General features: G+C 69.5%; 13 protein-coding genes and 1 tRNA gene. 5 read left to right on the forward strand and 9 right to left on the reverse strand.

The features are described from left to right. Window positions 1–124: 124 nt before the first annotated feature. The 5 genes from HRU81_00610 to HRU81_00630 all read right to left on the reverse strand — a co-directional run bounded on the left by HRU81_00610 (window position 125) and on the right by HRU81_00630 (window position 6,067). Window positions 125–943, reverse strand: a complete 819-nt coding sequence (locus tag HRU81_00610; protein ID QOJ30735.1) for a glycosyltransferase — start codon at window positions 941–943, stop codon at window positions 125–127. 96 nt (window positions 944–1,039) lie between these two features. Next, window positions 1,040–3,403, reverse strand: a complete 2,364-nt coding sequence (gene lon / locus HRU81_00615; GenBank protein QOJ30736.1) for an endopeptidase La — start codon at window positions 3,401–3,403, stop codon at window positions 1,040–1,042. Window positions 3,404–3,508: 105 nt separating this feature from the next. Then, window positions 3,509–4,543, reverse strand: coding sequence for a GGDEF domain-containing protein (locus HRU81_00620; protein ID QOJ30737.1), 1,035 nt, complete (start codon window positions 4,541–4,543; stop codon window positions 3,509–3,511). Window positions 4,544–4,614: 71 nt separating this feature from the next. Then, window positions 4,615–5,922, reverse strand: a complete 1,308-nt coding sequence (locus HRU81_00625; protein ID QOJ30738.1) for an MFS transporter — start codon at window positions 5,920–5,922, stop codon at window positions 4,615–4,617. Between the two features lie 71 nt (window positions 5,923–5,993). Then, window positions 5,994–6,067: transfer RNA gene (locus tag HRU81_00630), tRNA-Ile, on the reverse strand. A 152-nt stretch (window positions 6,068–6,219) separates the two neighbouring features. Between HRU81_00630 and HRU81_00635 the strand changes: the two genes are divergently transcribed. The 4 genes from HRU81_00635 (at window position 6,220) to HRU81_00650 (ending at window position 10,106) form a co-directional block, all read left to right on the forward strand. After that, the gene (locus HRU81_00635; protein QOJ30739.1) at window positions 6,220–6,801 is read left to right on the forward strand and encodes an isoprenylcysteine carboxylmethyltransferase family protein; all 582 of its coding nucleotides are present in this window, start codon (window positions 6,220–6,222) and stop codon (window positions 6,799–6,801) included. Window positions 6,802–6,815: 14 nt separating this feature from the next. After that, window positions 6,816–7,517: a hypothetical protein gene (locus HRU81_00640; protein QOJ30740.1), complete on the forward strand. Its 702-nt coding sequence runs from the start codon at window positions 6,816–6,818 to the stop codon at window positions 7,515–7,517. A 10-nt stretch (window positions 7,518–7,527) separates the two neighbouring features. Beyond that, entirely contained in the window at window positions 7,528–8,496 is a 969-nt protein-coding gene (locus tag HRU81_00645) for an endonuclease/exonuclease/phosphatase family protein (GenBank protein ID QOJ30741.1), read from the forward strand. A gap of 125 nt (window positions 8,497–8,621) precedes the next feature. Continuing rightward, window positions 8,622–10,106 (forward strand): FMN-binding glutamate synthase family protein, encoded by a 1,485-nt coding sequence (locus tag HRU81_00650; GenBank protein QOJ30742.1) that lies wholly within the window; start codon window positions 8,622–8,624, stop codon window positions 10,104–10,106. 25 nt (window positions 10,107–10,131) lie between these two features. On the opposite strand, the gene rpoD is transcribed toward HRU81_00650, so the two are convergent. The 4 genes from rpoD to rpsU form a co-directional block, all read right to left on the reverse strand. Further along, the gene (gene rpoD, locus HRU81_00655) at window positions 10,132–11,970 is read right to left on the reverse strand and encodes an RNA polymerase sigma factor RpoD (GenBank protein QOJ33213.1); all 1,839 of its coding nucleotides are present in this window, start codon (window positions 11,968–11,970) and stop codon (window positions 10,132–10,134) included. Window positions 11,971–12,114: 144 nt separating this feature from the next. Further along, window positions 12,115–13,872, reverse strand: a complete 1,758-nt coding sequence (locus HRU81_00660; protein QOJ30743.1) for a DNA primase — start codon at window positions 13,870–13,872, stop codon at window positions 12,115–12,117. Between the two features lie 99 nt (window positions 13,873–13,971). Continuing rightward, window positions 13,972–14,418 (reverse strand): GatB/YqeY domain-containing protein, encoded by a 447-nt coding sequence (locus HRU81_00665; GenBank protein QOJ30744.1) that lies wholly within the window; start codon window positions 14,416–14,418, stop codon window positions 13,972–13,974. A 23-nt stretch (window positions 14,419–14,441) separates the two neighbouring features. After that, on the reverse strand, window positions 14,442–14,657 hold the full coding sequence (gene rpsU, locus HRU81_00670; protein ID QOJ30745.1) for a 30S ribosomal protein S21: 216 nt from the start codon (window positions 14,655–14,657) through the stop codon (window positions 14,442–14,444). A 100-nt stretch (window positions 14,658–14,757) separates the two neighbouring features. Between rpsU and tsaD the strand changes: the two genes are divergently transcribed. After that, entirely contained in the window at window positions 14,758–15,795 is a 1,038-nt protein-coding gene (gene tsaD, locus HRU81_00675) for a tRNA (adenosine(37)-N6)-threonylcarbamoyltransferase complex transferase subunit TsaD (protein QOJ30746.1), read from the forward strand. Window positions 15,796–15,809: the final 14 nt, after the last annotated feature.

The following is a 15,809-nucleotide window of genomic DNA, read 5'->3' on the forward strand; positions in this document are numbered from 1 at the left end:
TCGGCGCGTCATCGCTGTGAGTGCGATCACAGCCGGCGCTTGCTGACCCCACTATCTTCTGTTCCGGGTTCCGGGGCTGCGCCCCGGGCCTGCGCGGCGGCAGGGAGGCTGCCGCGCCCCCTCTTCAGCCACCGCCCCCGGGTTCCCCAGCGGCATGCTCAGCGGTCTTCGCGGCCCCCGAGCTGAAGGCGCCGTGGCGCAGGGCAAAGGCGCCAAACCTCAACAGGTCCAGTGCGGCATCCACGCTGCTGGTACGCGTGCCACCGTCCAGCCAGGCCTCGCGGCAGGGCCGCAAGCGATGCCGGAAATCCTCGAACAGGTAGAGCTCCCGGTTCAGCGGGTCATGCCGGACGCTCTCGTAGCGGGCCACCTTGCGTTCGCGCGCGGCCCGGTCCTCCCACAGCAGGCAATAGTGCAGCAGATGTGCATGCTTCAGCCGCAGCACCGGATCGCGGTGCTGGCGCGGGATCCATTCGTGCACGGGGCGTGATTCGTCGTAGCGGGCGCCGGGGCGATTGCGGATCAGGCGTGTCTGGCGGTCCGGATAGTGCCGCGGGGAGTCCACGTAGAGCGCCGGATTTTCGCTGGCGAGCCAGTAGCGGGGCATGCTGATGCTGCCGAAGCCCGAAGCCAGGAGCCGCGGCAGGAGCCGCAGCAGCAGCGGCCCGGCGAGTTCGTCCGTGTCGAGGAACAGCACCCAGTCGGAGCGCAGGTTCTCCATGACGACATTGCGCTGGCGGGCGAAGTTGCCGTCGAATCGCCGGCTGATGAAGCGCGCCTTGGGAAAGGCCTCGACGACGCGCCTCGAGTCATCGGTCGAGCCGCCGTCGACGTAGAGGATCTCGTCGGCGAACCGGCTGGCGTGGCGCAGCAGCGGTGGCAGCCGGGCCGCCTGGTCCTGGCCGATGATGCCGACGGCGAGTGTGGCGCCCCTGGCCGCCATGAGAGCTCCCCTGGTGTGCCGGCGCCGGGCCGCACGGCGGCCGTGACGCTAACACCGCCGGCCGTCGCCGGTCCAGCGCCCGACGGCCGGTGCGGGCTATTCGAGCGCGTGCCGGAGTGCGTCGTCGACGGTCTCCAGCCAGATGAAGTCCAGCTGTGCGCGGGCGCTCTCCGGGATCTCCTCGAGGTCCTTGCGGTTGCGGGCCGGCAGCAGCACGGTGTGGATGCCGGCACGCAGGGCAGCGAGCGACTTCTCCTTGATGCCGCCCACCGGCAGCACCAGCCCGCGGAGGCTGATCTCTCCGGTCATGGCGACGTCGCTGCGCACCTTGCGGTCCGTCAGCAGCGAGGCCACGGCGGTGAACAGCGCCACGCCCGCGCTCGGGCCGTCCTTGGGGATCGCACCCGCTGGCACATGGATGTGCAGGTCATGCTCGTCGAAGCGGTAGTCGCCGAGGTCGAGGCTGTCGGCCCGCGCCTTCACCAGGGTCACCGCGGCCTGGGCGCTTTCCTTCATGACATCGCCGAGCTGGCCGGTGAGGATCAGTCCGCCCTTGCCACGCACGGCCGTGGCCTCGACGAACAGGATGTCGCCGCCGACCGGTGTCCAGGCCAGGCCGGTGGCGACGCCAGCGGTGGCGGTGCGCAGGGCCACTTCCGGCTCGAAGCGCGGGGCACCCAGCACCTCGGCCACGTTGCCGGCACCGACGTGCACCGCCTCGGCCTTGCCCTCGGTGATGCGTACCGCGGCATTGCGCAGCACGGCGCCAATCTCGCGCTCCAGGTTGCGTACCCCCGCCTCGCGCGTGTAGCGGCCGATGATGAGCTGCAGCGCCGCGTCGTCGACCTGCGCCTGCGCGTCGCTGAGGCCGTTGGCCGACAGCTGGCGCTTCACCAGGTAGCGGCGCGCGATTTCGAGCTTCTCTTCCTGGGTGTAGCCGGGCAGCTCGATGATCTCCATGCGGTCGCGCAGCGGCCCGGGAATGGCGTCGAGCACGTTGGCGGTGCCGAGGAAGAACACCTTGCTCAGGTCGAACGGCACGCCAAGGTAATTGTCGCGGAAGCTGCCGTTCTGCTCCGGGTCGAGTACCTCCAGCAGCGCCGAGGAGGGGTCGCCGTGCATGCTGGCGCCGAGCTTGTCCATCTCGTCGAGCATGAATACCGGGTTGCGCGTCCCGGCCTTGCGCAGCTGCTGCACGACGTTGCCCGGCAGCGAGCCGATGTAGGTGCGCCGGTGGCCGCGGATCTCCGCTTCGTCGTGCACGCCGCCGAGGCTCGCGCGCACGAACTTCAGGCCCAGCGCCCTGGCGATGCTCTGGCCGAGCGAGGTCTTGCCCACGCCGGGTGGGCCGACGAAGCAGAGGATGGGGCTGCGCCCCTCCGGGTTGAGCTTGCGTACCGCCAGGTACTCGAGGATGCGCTGCTTGACCTTCGGCAGGCCGAAGTGGTCCTCATCGAGGATCTCCCGCGCGCGGGCGATGTCGATGGACTCGGCATCGAGCTTCGCCCAGGGCAGGGCGATCAGCCAGTCTAGGTAGGTGCGCACCATGGAGTGCTCGGTGGACTCCTCGGGCATCCGCTCCAGACGCTTGAGTTCCTTGGCGGCCTGCTGGGCCGCTTCCTCGGGCATGCCGGCCGCGGCAATGGCCTGGCGCAGCTCCTCGACCTCGCCGGATTCCTCGCCCTCGCCGAGCTCGTTGCGGATCGCCTTCATCTGCTCGCGCAGGTAGAACTCCCGCTGCCGCTCGTCGATCTTCTCCTTGGTCTGTTCCTCGAGCCTGCGTGAGAGCTTCATCACCTCGATCTGGTGGTTGAGGTGCTCGATGACGCGGTCGAGGCGGCTGCGCAGATCGAGGGTCTCGAGGATCTTCTGCTTCTCGCCCGGCTTGATGTCGAGGAAGCCGGCCACCAGGTCGGCCAGCTGGCCGGGTGACTCGATGCCGTTGACCACGCCGGCGAGCTCGGGCATCGCCTGCGGCAGCAGCGAGATGGCTTCCAGGGAACGTTCCTTGAGGATGCGCAGGCGCGCCTCGAGCTCGGTGTTCTCCGGCGCATGTTCCGCCACGAGGTCGAACCGCGCGGCAAGGAAGGGCATGCCGCCGATGTAGTCGAGCGTACGGAAGCGTCGTTCGCCCTGGCAGACGACGTGCTGCGTGCCATCGCGCGCGGTGAAGTAGCGGACGATGCGGGCGATCGTGCCCACGGCATGCAGGTCGCCGCCCTGCGGTTCGTCGATGGTGGGATCGCGCTGCATCAGCAGGCCGATGGGCCTGCCGCTGCGGCTGGCCTCCTCGGCAGCCGCCAGCGACACCTTGCGGCCGATGGTGAGGGGCACCACGGCGCCCGGGAACACCACCGTGTTGCGCACCGGCAGGATGATCAGCACGTCCTCGGGAACGCCGGGCGTGGCGGCTGCCGCGCCCTCGGGCCGCTCGCCTGTCTTCTGCTCGATGTCGCTCATGCCGGCCCGTCCTTCGTCGATGGATTGCCGCCCGACGGCACGGGCGGAAGGGGTCTGGTCATGGCCAGTGATGGGGGCGGCCGCCCTGAATTCAATATCGGGGAATCAGCAGGGGCGCGTCGCCGTGTCGTTCGGCAGGCAGAGCGCCTGGAACAGGCCGGTCCGGGCGGCGCTGCTCCATGCCACCTGGTTGCAGCCCTTCTCGATGGCCAGCTGGAGCGCACGCTCGGCCGCCGACAGGGCGGCCCTGGACCTCGAGCCGCGCGGCGGCAACGTCGAGGTCACGCCGATGCTGACCGTGACCACGCCGGGCCCCGTGGCCCGCGGGTGTGCCAGGCCCAGCGCCTGGACCGTGCCGCGCAGCTGTTCCGCCAGGCGCAGCGCGCCCTCCAGCGGCGTGTTGCCGAGGAGCACGACGAAGCGGCCGTCGCCATGGTGGGCGACGAGGTCCGTGGCACGCCCAACCAGGTGGCGGGTGGTGTTGGCGATCGCCTGGATGCAGGCATCGGCCTGCTCCTGCCCGCGAGCGGCCTCGTAGGTACGGAGGTGGTCGACGTCGACCATGAGGATCGACAGTGCCTGCTGTTCCCGTTGCGCCATGCGCCAGGCGCGGTCGAAGGACTCTTCGAAGCCGCGGCGGTTGGCGACCCCGGTCAGCGCGTCGATGCGGGTCTGGCGTTCGAGGGCGATCTGCGCCTGTTGCAGCGCCTCGCCTCGTCCCTTCAGCTCGCGGTCACGGGCGCCGATGACTGCCACCAGCTCCTGTCGCAGCTGGTCGCCGCGCTGCCCCGAGGCGCGCAGGCTGCGCAGCGTGCCCTGCATCTGCTCGTCGATCGCGGCCAGGCGATCGAACAGCACGGCGACTTCGCGTGGTGCAGCGGCCGGCGGTTCGGATGAGCGTGTCCCGGCCTCGGGATCGAAGCCCCGCAGCCTGCGTTCCAGCTCCGCCAGCGGGCCGGTGATGCGTGCGGCGAGGAGCAGCGCCGCAGCCACCCCGACGAGGAGTGCGAGCAGCAGCCAGCCTATGACCCGCAACGGCGCGTGGGGTGCGGCCAGCGCCCAGGCGACGATCGATGCTGGCAGCGCGGCGAGCAGGGCCATCGCGAGCGCAAGCGGCGGATGCGGGCGATCAGGCGGCATGCAGCAATTCTGCCGGGCCGTGTCAGGGCGGACTGCGACCTGCGGCGGATTTCCCGCAGCGCCGCTTCGGATCAGGCGGGTGCCGTGACCTGCTGCCGCCGCTCCACTGCCCGCAGCGCCACCGCCCACAGGCAGACCAGCCCGTTGGCGACGGCGACGGCGACGAACGGAGCACTGGGTCCGACCGAATCGAACAGCCGCCCGCCACCAGCGGAGATGGCCATGATGCCGAGCGCGCCGCAGAAGCTCTGCAGCCCGAAGACACTGCCGCGGATGTGCGCCGGCGCCTCCTGGCTGAGGAGCAGGGTGGAGGCGAGGATGGCGCTGCCCTGGCCAATGCCGAGCACCAGCAGCGCGGGGATGGCGGCGGGTGCGGTCGGGTCCTTGATGACGGCCACCCAGCCATAGCCGATGGCTGCCATCAGGAAGCCGACGATCAGCACCGTGATGCGGTTCATGCGGTCGGCGATGAAGCCGAAGACGGGCGACCACAGCAGCGATGCACCCTGGACGATGCCGACTACCTGACCGGCCTTCGCGGCAGCCTGGGTTGCGCTCAGGCTGGTATCGGCCACGGCCTGGGTCACCCACAGGGTGATGAACAGGGTGATGATGGCCATGTCCGCACGGGCGGCGAAGGCGCTGCCATAGCACAGCGCGATGCGCGGCGCGCGCGCCGCTGCGGTGACGCCTTCGGCCAGCAGACGCAGCAGCGGGGTGCGCGCCGCCGCCGAATCCGGGCGTCCCGGCTTCAGCCCCAGCATCACCAGGCCGGCAAGCAGCGCAATGGCGGTGACGACCAGGAAGGCATAACGCCCGGCAAGGAGTTCGCTGCTGCCCCTGGCCTCGAACATCTGCGGCAACCTGGTCAGGCCGACGAAGAACAGCACCGCGCCGATGCCGTTGAGGAAGAAGGCGATGCCGGTCAGCTTGCCCCGCGAGCCGTCGTCCGGGTAGTCCGCGATGATGGTCGAGAGCATGGCCGCGGCCCCGGCGATGCCCACGCCGATGACGATGCGCCAGGCCAGGAGCTGGCCCACGGTACCGGCGAAAGCGTACAGGCCGTAGCCCAGCGCCATGACCAGGAAAGCCGCGACATAGACCGCGCGCCTGCCGATCCGGTCGGAGGCGGCACCCCACAGGCCGATGGTTACCAGCAGCACGATTTCCTGCCAGAACTGCAGGTCACCGGATACGCGGCCATGCTCGGCCTGCGGCAGGCCGAGATTGACGCGGAGCAGGTAGGGCGTCAGGGCCGTGAAGTAGGTGAACAGCCCGATGCTGACGAAGGCGGCAAACAGGTAGCACAGGACGTGGCGCGGCATGACGCCGGCGGCAAGACGAATGGGCCCCAGGGATTGCTGTCCGCTGTCCTTCATCCGGCCTGGCTCCATTCCCGCGATGACGCATGAAATCCCGGCCTGTGCGCGCAACGGGCCGCTGGAGGGTATGGGCCTGCCTGGACTTGAACCAGGGACCAACGGATTATGAGTCCGCCGCTCTGACCAACTGAGCTACAGGCCCTCGGCCACGCCAGCCGCCAGCGCAGTGGCCGGGGCGACCGGGCGGATTCTAGCAGCCGGCCTTGCGGGCCGGCACACGGCGCCAGGCGTGACCCGGCCGCCGCCGTTCTGGTACTGTCCCGCCCGCGGCCAGGTTCCGCACACAGGATAGAGATGGGTTCCCGAACCAGAGATCTGCCTCCCCTGACGGGCATCGCCGGCGTGCTGCGCGAGCTGCGCTACCAGGAAGTCGCGCGGCAGGGTATCGGCCTGTTGCTGATGCCGGTGTATGCCCTGCTCAGCCAGCCGCTGCCCGGCCTGTTCCTGGCAGGGGCGGTGCTGGCCGTGGCCGGTGCGCTGGTGCGCCTCTATGCCTCGGGCTACATCACCAAGAACCAGGAACTGGCGACGGTCGGGCCCTATTCGCTGGTCCGCCATCCGCTCTACACCGGCAACCTGCTGCTGGTTGCGGGGTTCACGCTGGCCAGCGGCCTGTGGTGGGCGGCGGTGCTGTCTGTCCTGTTCTGGTGGTTCTACTATCCGGCCGCCATCGAGTACGAGGACCGCAAGCTGCGACGCATCTTCGGGCAGCCCTGCGAAGACTGGCAGCGCGCCACCCCTGCGGTGATTCCTGCGGGCCTGGTGCCGAAGCGGGGCGGAAGCTGGTCGTTTCGCACCAGCATGAGCCGCAATGCGGAGCCGCTGGTGCTGGCGTATTCGGCATTCTGGCTCGGCTGGATCTACTGGCAGCTCTGAGACCGGTCCCCGCCATGCCGAGCGGCGAGGTCGACGATGCGGGCGGACAGGGCGAGGCCGTCGTGCCGGCGGATGGCACCGCGACCCTTCTTGGCCAGGGTTACCAGGGCGCGGTGTATCGCGTCGACACAGCCAGCGGCCCGGTCATCGTCAAGAAGGCGATGGGCCGCGGCATCACCCGCGCCCTGCGCCGCGCCATGCTCCGCCGCGAATACGGCATCTACCGCATGCTCGCCGGCGTGTCCGGTGTTCCGGCCTGCCATGGACTGCGCGAAGGCGATGAACTGGTCCTCGACCTGGTGCCGGGCGTCTCGCTGCGCGAACCCGGCCAGCCGCCCGGCGATCGCGGGCAGTTCTTCGCCGAACTGCTGGAGCTCATCAAGGCCGTGCATCGCGCAGGTGTTGCCCATGGCGACCTCAAGCGCAAGGACAACATCCTGGTGGGCCCGGGTGGCCACCCGTTCCTCATCGACTTCGGCACCGCGGTGTCGGCGCCACCTGGCGCGGGGATGCTGCGCCGCTGGCTGTTCCGGCAGGCGCGGCGCACCGACCTGAACGCCTGGGTGAAGCTCAAGTACCAGCGACAGTGGGTCGAGATGGATCCCGCCGACCAGCAATACCACCGGCCGACGCTGCCCGAGGCTGTTGCGCGCCGCCTGCGTCGCGCCTGGCGCCGGCTGACGCTGCGCCGCCTGCGTCGTCCCCGGGCGGACTGAGGGCGGCGTCGTGCGCAGCACGGTGATCCGGCGGGCCGCCGAGCGTGCCGCATGGCTGGCGCTGGCCGGCCTGTTGCTGGCCAGCGTGCTGGCGCAGCTTGGCCGCTACGGCTGGCTGCCGGAGCTGGCGACGCATTTCCGCCTGCAGTACCTGGCGGGTGCGCTGCTGCTGGTGCTGGTCTTTGCAGCCCTGCGCCGCCGGTTTCCCGCACTGCTGGCGCTGGCGCTGCTGCTGCTGCATGGCGTGTACGGCGCCGCGTACCTGCTGCCGCGTGCAGGCGGGCGCGACGCGCCCGTGGGCGAACCGGTGCAGCTGCTGTCGCTGAACCTGTATTACCGCAACCAGGACCACGCCGGGGTACGCGACTACCTGCTCGGGCGTGATCCCGCCGTGCTGGTGCTCTCCGAGCTCACGCCGGAGTGGGTGCGCGAACTCGCGCCGGTGACCGCGCGCTATCCATACTGGATGTCGGTGGACCATCGGGGGCCCTGGGGCCTCGGTGTGTTCTCGCGCTATCCGCTGCGCGAGGCGGTCGCCACGAACCTGGGCGTTCCGGGCAGCGTCAACGTGCGTGCGATCCTCGAGCTGCCTTCCGGGGCAGTGGAGCTGATGGCGGTGCATCTGTCGTCGCCCACCTCCCCGACGCGCGCGGACATGCGCAACCGGCAGCTGGCCGGGCTGGCGAGGCTGCTGGGCCCGGAGCGTGCGGCGGGCGCGCCGCCGCGCCTGCTCGTGGGCGACATGAACCTCACGCCGTTCTCGCCGTACTTCCGCACGCTGCTCGCGCAGACGGGGCTGCACGATGCCCGGCAACAGGACGGCCTGCTCGGCACCTGGCCCAGCTGGCTGCCGCCGATGCAGATCGCCATCGATCACTGCCTGGTGGATCGTGCGCTGGCCCCAACCCGCGTTCGACGTGGCCCGGATGTCGGCTCCGACCACTATCCGCTGGAGGTCACGCTGCTTCATGCGCGTTGAGGTCGCGACTGCCGCGGCGTAGGCAAGCCGCGGCCAGACGTGGTAAATAGTCGCAGCGCAGGCCCGGGCCTGCGAGGGCATGCTCCGGGCGCGCACCAGAGGCCCGCTGGCGGGAGGCAGTTGCGATGAACGTCGTGAGCGAGATCCTCGGCCTGTTCGCCTACGCGTTCGTGGCCGCCATCGGCATCGGTGCCGTCTCCATCCTCGTCATCTACGTCATCGACAAGACGCAGACCCGGCATGCGATCCGGCGCAACTACCCGGTCATCGGCCGCTTCCGCTACTTCTTCGAGAATGTGGGCGAGTTCTTCCGCCAGTACTTCTTCGCGATGGACCGCGAGGAAATGCCGTTCAACCGTGCCGAGCGCGCCTGGGTCTACCGTGCCGCCAAGGGCGAGGAGAACACCGTTCCTTTCGGCTCCACCCGCGACCTGCGGCCGGCCGGGACGGCGATTTTCGTCAACTGCCCCTATCCGCTGCTGGACGAGGAGACCTGCCCCACCTCGACGGTGACCGTCGGCCCCGGCAGCCGCCATCCCTATGCCACCAGCCGCTTCTTCCATGTCTCCGCCATGAGTTATGGCGCCATTTCGCGGCCTGCGGTGCTGGCCCTGTCGCAGGGCGCGCACAAGGCCGGTTGCTGGCTGAACACGGGGGAGGGCGGGCTGGCGCCCTATCACCTCGCGGGCGGCGCCGATGTCGTCTTCCAGATGGGCACCGCCAAGTACGGCGTGCGGGAGGCGGATGCGCGCCTGAGCGACCTGCGCCTGGCCGAGCTGGCGAGCTACGGGCAGGTGAAGATGATCGAGGTGAAGCTGAGCCAGGGCGCCAAGCCCGGCAAGGGCGGCATCCTGCCGGCCGCGAAGGTGACCGACGAGGTGGCGCGCATCCGCGGCATTCCCCGGGGCCAGGACTCGATCAGCCCGAATCGCCACCTGGAGATCCACGATGCGGGCAGCCTGCTCGATTTCATCAACCGCGTGCGCGACGTGAGCGGGCGCCCGACCGGGTTCAAGACCGTCTTCGGCAGCTACGAATGGCTGGGCGAGCTCTTCGAGGTCATCCACCAGCGTGGACTCGAGAGCGCACCGGACTTCATCACCGTCGATTCGGGAGATGGCGGCACCGGCGCCGCCCCCATGACCCTGCTGGACAACGTCGGGCTGCCGGTGCGCGAGAGCCTGCCGCGGGTGGTGGACCTGCTGCGCGAGCATGGGCTGCGCGAACGCATCAAGGTGGTGGCCAGCGGCAAGATGATCAACCCGGTCGGCGTCGCCTGGGCGTTGTGCACCGGCGCCGATTTCGTCAACTCCGCCCGCGGCTTCATGTTCGCGCTCGGCTGCATCCAGGCCATGAAGTGCAACAAGAATACCTGCCCGACGGGGATCACCACCCACGACCGGAACCTGCAGCGGGGCCTGGTGGTGGCGGACAAGGCCGAGCGCGTGGCGCGCTACGCGCTCGGCATGGAGAAGGAAGTCTCGGTAATCGCCCACTCCTGTGGCGCTGCCGAGCCGCGCCTGCTGCGGCGGCAGCACTGCCGCATCGTCCAGGCCAGCGGCCAGACGGCGCTGCTGAGCGAACTGTTCCCCGACCCGGCGGCCGCCTGAGCGGCCTGCGCCGCGGGCTCTGCGCTCAGTCTTCCAGCAGGAAGCTGCGCAGCTGATCGCTGCGCGAGGGATGGCGCAGCTTGCGCAGGGCCTTCGCCTCGATCTGCCGGATGCGCTCGCGGGTGACGTCGAACTGCTTGCCGACCTCCTCCAGGGTGTGGTCGGTGTTCATGTCGATGCCGAAGCGCATGCGCAGCACCTTGGCCTCGCGCGGGGTGAGGCCGGCGAGCACGTTGTGCGTGGCTTCCTTCAGGCCCTCGGAGGTTGCCGAGTCCAGCGGCGAGGAAATCGTCGTGTCCTCTATGAAATCCCCCAGGTGCGAATCCTCGTCGTCGCCGATGGGAGTCTCCATCGAGATCGGCTCCTTGGCGATCTTCAGCACCTTGCGCACCTTGTCCTCGGGCATCTCCATGCGTACCGCCAGTTCCTCCGGCGTCGGCTCGCGGCCCATCTCCTGGAGCATCTGCCGCGAGATGCGGTTGAGCTTGTTGATGGTCTCGATCATGTGCACCGGGATGCGGATGGTGCGTGCCTGGTCGGCGATGGAGCGGGTGATGGCCTGGCGGATCCACCAGGTCGCATAGGTCGAGAACTTGTAGCCGCGGCGGTATTCGAACTTGTCGACCGCCTTCATCAGGCCGATATTGCCTTCCTGGATGAGGTCGAGGAACTGCAGGCCGCGGTTGGTGTACTTCTTGGCGATGGAGATCACCAGCCGCAGGTTGGCCTCCACCATCTCCTTCTTGGCGCGGCGGGCCTTGGCCTCGCCGATGGACATCTGCCGGTTGATCTCCTTGACCTCGGCGATGGTCAGGTGGCACTCGACCTCGATCGCCTGCAGCTTCTTCTGGCTGCGCAGGATCTCGTCCTTGAGCCTGGCGAGCGCGGAGGAGTGCTTGCGCTTCGCGCGGATGTGCTTGTCCACCCAGTTGGTGGCCGTTTCATTCTGCGGGAAGGTGCTGAGGAAGTCCTTGCGCGGCATGCCTGCTTCGCGCACCGCCAGCTGCATGATGCGCCGCTCCTGGCTGCGGATTCCCTCGACAGTGTCGCGCAGGTTGGCGCACAGCGTGTCGAAGAGCTTGGGCGCGAGCTTCAGGTCCATGATCTCGCCGGCGAGCTTCTCGCGGGCCTTCATGGAGGTCTTGTGGGAGGCGCCGTTGGCCTCGATGGCCGCCAGCACCTTCTTCTGGTGCCGGAAGATGGACTTCAGCCGCTTCTCCGCTTCCACCGGATCCGGCCCCTGTTCCTCCTCGCTGCCACTTTCGTCGTCCGCTGCTTCGTCGTCGTCCTCGACCGCGGTCTCGCGAGCGCTGGCCGGGAGGACTTCCTCGGGCTGGTTCGGATCGACGAAGCCGGTGAGCACATCCTGCAGCCGCGCCTCGCCGGTCTTGACCGGCTCGTAGGCCATGGCGATGACGTCGGCGGAGGGCGGGAAGAACGCCACGGAATGCTTGACCTGGTCGAGCCCTTCCTCGATGCGCTTGGCGATGCGGATCTCGCCCTCGCGCGTCAGCAGCTCGACGGTGCCCATCTCGCGCATGTACATGCGCACCGGGTCCGTCGTGCGGCCGAATTCGCTGTCGACGGTGGCCAGCGCCGCGGCGGCTTCCTCGGCAGCCTCCTCGTCACTGGTGACCGGCACGTCGGAGAGCAGGATGGCGTCGGCATCGGGGACCTTCTCGTAGACGGTGATCCCCATGTCGTTGATCATGTTGACGATGTCCTCGATCTGCTCTGGATCGACGATATCGTTGGGCAGGTGATCGTTTACCTCGGCATAAGTGAGGTAACCCTGCTCCTTGCCGCGGGCAATCAGGAGCTTGAGCTGGGACTGCTGTTCTGCAGTCGTGGTGTTCTCGGTCAGTTCGTCCACCGTTGTACCTCGGCTCGCGCGGGGAAGCCGCGCATTATATGGGGGCGAATTGCGGCCAGCCACAGAGGCTTGTGCCCGGAAACCGGCCCGCCCCTGGAACCCGTGGCTGGATTATCGGCAGGCCACCCGGGGTCTTTACCGGGTGCCGCTGGCCTGGCTGCGCTGCAGCTGGCGAAATTCTTCCTTTTCCTCGGCCGTCAGGCCGGCCGCGGCGGCCTTGGACGCCAGGCTGGCCAGCCGCTCCTCGCGCTCGAGCGCGAGGATCCGCTGCAGGCTGTCGGCGAGCTCGGCCCGGGCGCCGGCTTCCCCCACCGGGTTCGGCGCTGCCAGCAGGGCCGCCAGGTGCGGGCCTTCCGCCCGGTCCCGGAAGCGTTCCAGGAGGGCACCCGGGTTGAGTCCGGGCTGGGCGCGGGTCAGCTGCAGCAATTCGGCGAGCAGGCCGGCTCCCTTGATCCGGGCAGCCGCCAGGCCGGGCGGGGAATCCAGGGTGGCGGCAACCTGCGGATAGCTCAGCACCAGGGCGATGGCCTGGCCGACCACCGAGGTCCGTCCGCCCACCTGCCTCGCCACAGCACGGCGCCGGGGCGGAGCCGGGGTTTCCCGCAACGGTGCCTCGCCCAGGGCGGCGGCGAGACGCTCGCGTTGCAGGCCGACTTCCTGGGCCAGGCGGTCGGCCAGGAGTTCGCGATAGACGCCGGCTGGCAGCAGCCCGACCAGTGGCCGGGCGAGCTCCGCCAGTCGCGCGCGCCCGTCGAGCGAATCGGTGCCGGCCTGCCGGCGCAGTTCCTCCAGCAGGTACTCCGACAGCGGCGTTGCCTGGCCGAGCCGGGCACCAAAGGCCGCGGCGCCTTCCTTGCCCACCAGCGAGTCGGGATCCTCGCCCTCGGGCAGGAACAGGAAGCGCGCCTGGCGGCCATCGCGCAGCTCCGGCAACGTGGCCTGCAGCGCGCGCCAGGCGGCGGCGCGGCCGGCGCGGTCGCCATCGAAGCAGAAGACGACCTCCGGCACCACGCGGAACAGCCGGCGCAGATGCTCACCCGTGGTGGCCGTGCCGAGCGTGGCGACCACATCGCGAATCCCGTGGCGGGCCAGCGACACGGCATCCATGTACCCCTCGACCACCAGCAGGCGCGCGAGCCTGCGCTCGGCCTGGCGTGCCTCGTACAGCCCGTAGAGTTCCTGTCCCTTGTGGAATACCGGGGTTTCCGGCGAGTTCAGGTACTTCGGCTCGCCGCTGCCGAGCACGCGGCCGCCGAAGCCGATCACGCGACCCCGGCTGTCGCGGATCGGGAACATGATCCGGTCGCGGAAGCGGTCGTAATACCCGCTCGCGCCCTCGCGGGCGACGATCAGGCCGGCGGCCAGCAGGTGCTGGTGCGTCTCTTCGCCGCCGTCGAACTGCGTCAGCAGGCCATCCCAGCCGGGTGGCGCATAGCCGATGCGGAAACCCTTTGCCGTCTCGCCATCGAGGCCGCGTCCGCGCAGGTAGTCGATCGCACCCGGGTGCGCACGCAGGGCCTGCTCGAAGAACCCGGCGGCGCGGTCCAGCACTGCATACAGGGGCGCCAGTGGCGCCGGCTGCTGGCCGCCGTCTTCCCGTGGCACCTCCAGGCCGAGCCGGGCTGCCAGCTCCTCCACGGCAGGCACGAACTCCAGGCGGTCGTATTCCATGAGGAAGCCGAGCGCGGTGCCGTGGGCGCCGCAGCCGAAGCAATGATAGAAGCCCTTGGCCGGACTGACGGTGAAGGAGGGCGTCTTCTCGCCATGGAACGGGCAGCAGGCCTTGAAGTCCCGGCCCGCTTTCTTCAGCTGGATGCGCGAGCCGATGATCTCGACGATATCGGCCCGTTGCATCAGCTCGTCGATGAAGTGCTGTGGGATGCGCCCTGCCATGGTTGCTGGAATCGCGGGCTCCGGGGAGGCGCCTGAAGGATACGGCCAGGGCTGGGCAGGGGTCCACGGTCGCAGCCGCGGTTGCCTGCCAGGGGTGTGTCAGCCGGCGAGCCTGGCCTTGACGAGGTTGCTCACCTGGCTCATGTCCGCGCGGCCCTGCAGCTTCGGGCGCAGGGCATTCATCACCTTGCCCATGTCCCTGACGCCGGCGGCGCCGGTGCTGGCCAGGGCGTCCTCGATCAGCGCCCTGATCCCGGCCTCATCCAGCTGTGCCGGCAGATAGGCCGAGAGGATGCCCGCTTCCTCGGTCTCCCTGGCCTCGAGGTCGCCGCGTCCGGCGCTGGCGAACTGCGTGGCCGCCTCGCGGCGCTGCTTGATGAGCTTCTCGACGATCTGCAGGACGTCGGTATCGGCCATTTCGCGCCGGTCGTCGACCTCGCGCTGCTTGATGGCGGCCATGAGCATGCGGATGGTGCCCAGCCGCAGCTTCTCGCCGCCACGCATGGCGGCCTTCATGTCATCGTTGATCCGGGCCTTGAGGGACATGGCCGGTCCTGGGCCCGAGGCGGTCAGTAGAGACGACGCCGGCGATTGCTCTCGCGGGAACTGCGCTTGAGCTGGCGCTTGATGGCGGCCGCACGCTTGCGCTTGCGCTCCTGCGTGGGCTTTTCGTAGAACTCGCGGCGACGCAGTTCGGTCAGCACCCCGGCCTTCTCGCAGGCGCGCTTGAAGCGCCGCAGGGCGGCATCAAAATGCTCGTTGTCTCGGACGCGTACGCTCGGCAAGTTCGTGACCCTCGGCCGTGATCTCAGGCGAAAAAACCGGCGCGCGGCCGGTTGAGGCCGCACAATATAGCCATTCGCGGCCCGATTGCAAAGCTCCCGGATGAACCGGACCAACACCACCCTGGGTATCGAGACCAGCTGCGACGAGACCGCCGTTGCCCTCTACGACCCGGCCCGCGGCCTGCTGGCGCACCTGATCCACAGCCAGATCGCCACCCATGCGCCCTATGGCGGCGTGGTCCCGGAGCTGGCCTCGCGGGACCACATCCGCAAGCTCCTGCCCATGGTCGACGGTTGCCTGAAGGCCGCCGGGATGACGGGGCCCGAGCTGGCCGGGGTCGCCTATACGGCCGGGCCCGGGCTGATCGGTGCGCTGCTGGTCGGCGCGACGGTGGCCGTGGGCCTGGCGGCGGCCTGGGGCGTGCCGGCCGTCCCGGTGCACCACATGGAGGCCCACCTGCTGGCACCGCTGCTGGAAGCGGACCGGCCGGCTTTTCCCTTCGTCGCCCTGCTGGTATCCGGCGGCCACACCATGCTGGTCGAGGTGGCCGGGCTGGGCCGCTATCGCATCCTCGGCCAGACCCTGGACGATGCGGCTGGAGAGGCCTTCGACAAGACGGCGAAAATGCTCGGCCTGCCCTATCCGGGCGGCCCGCAGCTGGCACGGCTGGCCGGGGAGGGCCGGCCTGATCGCCATGCCTTCCCCCGGCCGATGCTCAACCGTGCCGGGCTCGATTTCAGCTTCAGCGGCCTGAAGACCGCGGTGCTGCTCAAGGCCCGGGAGCTCTCCCGGGACGGGCAGCTGGAAGAGTCCGACCGGGTGGATCTGGCCAACTCGTTCCAGGAGGCCGTGGTCGATACGCTGGTCGCCAAGTGTGCGCGCGCGCTGGAAGCCACGGGTCTGGAGCGATTGGTGGTGGCCGGGGGCGTGGGCGCCAACCGCCGGCTGCGCCAGCGGCTGCGCGATGACCTGACGGCACGCGGAGCGCATGTCTACTATCCGCGCAACGAGTTCTGCACCGACAATGGCGCCATGGTGGCCCTGACCGGCAGCCTGCGCCTGCCCGGCGCCGCCGGGCCGGGCGGCCGGGTTGAGGCGCGGGCGCGATGGGACCTCGAGGATCTCCGGCAACCCTGACCCGGCTGCCACCC

The organism is Gammaproteobacteria bacterium, assembly GCA_015709695.1.
Taxonomy (GTDB): domain Bacteria; phylum Pseudomonadota; class Gammaproteobacteria; order Steroidobacterales.

Bases quoted from the DNA above. Each gene is read 5' to 3' on its own strand.
- HRU81_00610 (QOJ30735.1), bottom strand. From the start codon at position 943: ATGGCGGCCAGGGGCGCCACACTCGCCGTCGGCATCATCGGCCAGGAC.
- lon (QOJ30736.1), bottom strand. From the start codon at position 3,403: ATGAGCGACATCGAGCAGAAGACAGGCGAGCGGCCCGAGGGCGCGGCA.
- HRU81_00620 (QOJ30737.1), bottom strand. From the start codon at position 4,543: ATGCCGCCTGATCGCCCGCATCCGCCGCTTGCGCTCGCGATGGCCCTG.
- HRU81_00625 (QOJ30738.1), bottom strand. From the start codon at position 5,922: ATGAAGGACAGCGGACAGCAATCCCTGGGGCCCATTCGTCTTGCCGCC.
- HRU81_00635 (QOJ30739.1), top strand. From the start codon at position 6,220: ATGGGTTCCCGAACCAGAGATCTGCCTCCCCTGACGGGCATCGCCGGC.
- HRU81_00640 (QOJ30740.1), top strand. From the start codon at position 6,816: ATGCCGAGCGGCGAGGTCGACGATGCGGGCGGACAGGGCGAGGCCGTC.
- HRU81_00650 (QOJ30742.1), top strand. From the start codon at position 8,622: ATGAACGTCGTGAGCGAGATCCTCGGCCTGTTCGCCTACGCGTTCGTG.
- HRU81_00660 (QOJ30743.1), bottom strand. From the start codon at position 13,872: ATGGCAGGGCGCATCCCACAGCACTTCATCGACGAGCTGATGCAACGG.
- HRU81_00665 (QOJ30744.1), bottom strand. From the start codon at position 14,418: ATGTCCCTCAAGGCCCGGATCAACGATGACATGAAGGCCGCCATGCGT.
- tsaD (QOJ30746.1), top strand. From the start codon at position 14,758: ATGAACCGGACCAACACCACCCTGGGTATCGAGACCAGCTGCGACGAG.